We start from the raw sequence: 3,321 nt of genomic DNA, 5'->3' as shown, positions 1-3,321 counted from the left end.
TGGAACGAATTCCGCATGCTGAACCTGTCCCGCGTCTGCAAATCCATGACGGCGCCGGTCCTGGTCGACCTGCGCAACATCTTCAATGCAGAGGATGCAGAGATGGCCGGCTTTGCCTATCACTGTGTCGGGCGGCCGGGGCGAATGCTAAGGAAGCGGTAAATAATGGTCCATACCCACCGCCCGGCGGCATTTTTTGACCGCGATGGCGTGCTGAACAAAGATACCGGCTATCCACACCGGCCTGACCAGATTGTTTGGCTGCCTGGTGTCGTACCGGCCATTTGCCATCTCAACGACGCCGGCTATCTTGTCTTTGTGGTCACCAACCAAGCCGGTGTGGCGCATGGATACTATAATGAGGATGCGGTCCGCAGTCTCCATGCGTGGATGGACCAGCAGTTACAACATCAAGGGGCGCGAGTTGATGATTGGCGCTATTGTCCGCACCACCCCCATGCCGTTGTCGCCCCCTACCGCCAGGCCTGTGAGTGCCGCAAACCCCGTCCCGGGATGATCTTGGACTTAGCCAGAAGCTGGCCTATCGACATGCAGCGCAGTTTCCTGATCGGTGATAGGGCAACGGACATAGAGGCCGCCCATGCGGCAGGATTGCCGGGTCACCTCACCGATGGCGACAGCCTGTTGCCGCAGGTGCGGCGTCTCACCGGCTTATGACGACATTATGTCCCGTAACCTCGCCATTTCGTCCCGGACCTGATCGGCGCGGGCAACTAGGCTAAGATCTTCAACATCATTGATGTCATGGGACATAAAATGCTCATCAGGTCGCAAGCGCGCGCCGCTATCCATCGGTTCGGTCGCCTGACCGCGGTTGCGTTTGCGTCTCCATTCTTCCCTTGATTTTGTAAAATAATGATTGAGCACGAGCCTGTGAGCATCAGGCACCGCGTGGTGTGATGGGTGGCCCTGGCTACCCGCGACACGTCCATGTTCATCAATCAACGACCCGTTGGTGATGCTTGGCGCGTGGATATCAGGCTCTGCGACCAAACGGGCCTGGACGATGGTCTTCACCGACCTGTTCAGCGGATGATCAGCCGCTGCCCGACAGGTGAAGCGACACATGACCAGATCGTCATCGTGCCGTTGATGGCCATTGGACCCGAATATCCGCCAAGGCACCACCAAGCCGGCCGCTTCATCATAGTCAGCCAGGATTGAGGGCACATCGCCCCCGTCAACGGGGTTCAAGAACTCGTCCGCGTCGATGAAGGCGACCCATCGGCAGCGACCTGACAGCCGCGCCAGCCCGGCGATATAAGCAGGGCGTTGTGCTGCGACATGGGGAATGTCGGGCCAGGGCACATGGTCGACGACACCCACCCTGGCCAAAGCCGATAACAACTGCGTCGTGCCATCCGTGCTGCCGTTATTGAACAGCACAAAATGCTCCACCCCCAGGAGCCGATGATGAGCGATCCACTCCAACAAATAGGGTCCCTCGTCCCGGACAATGGCGCAGATTGCCAGTGTCAATGGTGGAGCCGTACGGGGCGGGGGGACAGGCCGAAACCGGCTGTTGGGGAGGGTCACATGAACAGGCGTCCCACCCAGCGGGTGATTGCCGGCACCGGCAATGATGCTCAGCATGCCTTCCCGGCCATCCATCAATGCCTCTGGAAGCCGAAGATAGAAGGCGTGGTTGCCCTGGCTGATACCAGCGGCCTGCAGGTCCGGGCGGTGCTGATTGGCAAGACCATAGCAGACGACCATGCCGTCCAGCAGAACCGTGACCTTCTGGGCCTCGAGCGGTCTTTCCGGACACCAGGCCCAACCGCAGACGTCCCGTCCTGCGATGCAATCAAAATTGCCCAGAATCAACGACCGATCCTCCACTGGTGACGTGGCGGCAATGCCAATCCTGTAAAGGGTACGCCATCAAGGTTCAGATTCGAATTATAATACGGGTCTGACATTGCCACATTCTTCCAACGTCGCCGCATATAGTTCTCCTCTTTGGTGGCACGCGCGATCCGCTCTGGCGTGCTGTCTCTGCCGCGACTGACGCTTTCGTGATGGTAGAGTTCTATGTCCGGCGTCCAGACGATCAGTAATCCCGTTTCCCGCAGCCGCAGGCAGAAGTCGACATCGTTAAACGCCACGGGCAGGTTTTCAGCATCGAAGCCGCCAATAATCGTGAAGTCGGACCGGCGGCAGAACAGGCAGGCGGCGGTCACCGCGCTGTAATTGCCGGCCACGCGTGTGCGATGAAAATAGCCGACATCATCAACATGGACCGTTTGAAAGGCATTTTCTGCCAGCCCGCCGGTGCCCAGGATGACCCCGCCATGTTGGATCATGCCGTTGGAAAAGCGCAGCCGGGCTCCAACGGCTCCCACCTCTGGTCGCGACAGATGGGCAGCCGCCACGGTCAGCCAGTGGCCATCGATCAATTCAACATCGTTATTGATGAATCCCAGCAGCGTTCCCCGTGCCTGTTCTGCCGCCCGGTTGTTCATATCTGCAAAGTTGAACGGCGCATCATAGGGAATGACCCGAAAACGCCCCGTCTGCTCCCCGTCCCTCAGCCAATCCAGGGTTGCTGTTTCCTGGCTCTGGTTATCGATGATGATGATTTCATAGCTGGCATTGACTGTGTTGGCTTCGATGCTTTCAACCGCTGCCCGTACAAGGGACAGCCGGTCCCGTGTGGGGATGATAAGACTGAAAAGTGGCGTATCCCTTGGGGCCGGCCATTCCACACGCCGCAGCCCCTCATGCGGGTCGAGGGTCACCAGGCGGGCACCGGCGTAACCCCGGCTGCGAAGATGTTCGGCTACCGCCTCGTCAGCATGCTTTGTCGCAGCCGGTCCCGGTGCCCGGGTCAGTTGGCACAGCACCTCAGGCAGATGGTGAACCCGTCCGTGAGGGCCCTGCCTTAACAGGGCGCGCAGTCTGAGCGAGGTTGCTGACTGGCAGGTCCCGATCGATCGCAAAAACGCGGTCCTGAACAGGGTCAGTCCCCTTGTATAGTCTTGCGACAAACAAAGATCATAGCTCCACCCGGGACGAAACCAGGGAAGAAGCCCGCCATCGACAGGCTGATCGGCATCGCCATACAGAATGTCTGCGCCACAGGTTTCCGCCACCTCTGTGGCCCGGGACAGGGCGCCGGGATAGAGTATCGCGCCGTCATCAAGCACGGCCACCAGCTCTGTGCCGGCCTTGGTACGGATCATCTGTAAAGCTTCACCCAGGCCGGGCCTGTCTGATGAAAACGCCGGCGGTATGTCGTCGGGTGCCTTGCCGGTCAGGGCGTCGCGCCATTCAGAATAGTATCCGAAGCCGATACTGGCG

The 3,321-nt window shown here is 59.4% G+C and carries 3 protein-coding genes; 1 reads left to right on the top strand and 2 read right to left on the bottom strand.

The features are described from left to right. The first annotated feature begins 165 nt into the window (after nucleotides 1-165). Nucleotides 166-678: an HAD family hydrolase gene (locus Q0072_RS15610; protein ID WP_298331935.1), complete on the top strand. Its 513-nt coding sequence runs from the start codon at nucleotides 166-168 to the stop codon at nucleotides 676-678. Here Q0072_RS15610 and Q0072_RS15605 read toward each other — a convergent pair. Then, the gene (locus Q0072_RS15605; RefSeq protein ID WP_298331933.1) at nucleotides 673-1,845 is read right to left on the bottom strand and encodes a glycosyltransferase family 2 protein; all 1,173 of its coding nucleotides are present in this window, start codon (nucleotides 1,843-1,845) and stop codon (nucleotides 673-675) included. The two genes, Q0072_RS15610 and Q0072_RS15605, sit on opposite strands and share 6 nt — an antisense overlap. After that, nucleotides 1,842-3,321 (bottom strand): glycosyltransferase (locus tag Q0072_RS15600; protein ID WP_298331931.1); only part of this gene is annotated, 1,480 nt, incomplete at its 5' end. The genes Q0072_RS15605 and Q0072_RS15600, both read right to left, overlap by 4 nt.

The sequence above is a fragment of the Asticcacaulis sp. genome (genome assembly GCF_027484505.1).
Taxonomy (GTDB): Bacteria; Pseudomonadota; Alphaproteobacteria; order Caulobacterales; family Caulobacteraceae; genus Asticcacaulis.
This window is presented reverse-complemented; position numbering and strand designations above follow the sequence as displayed.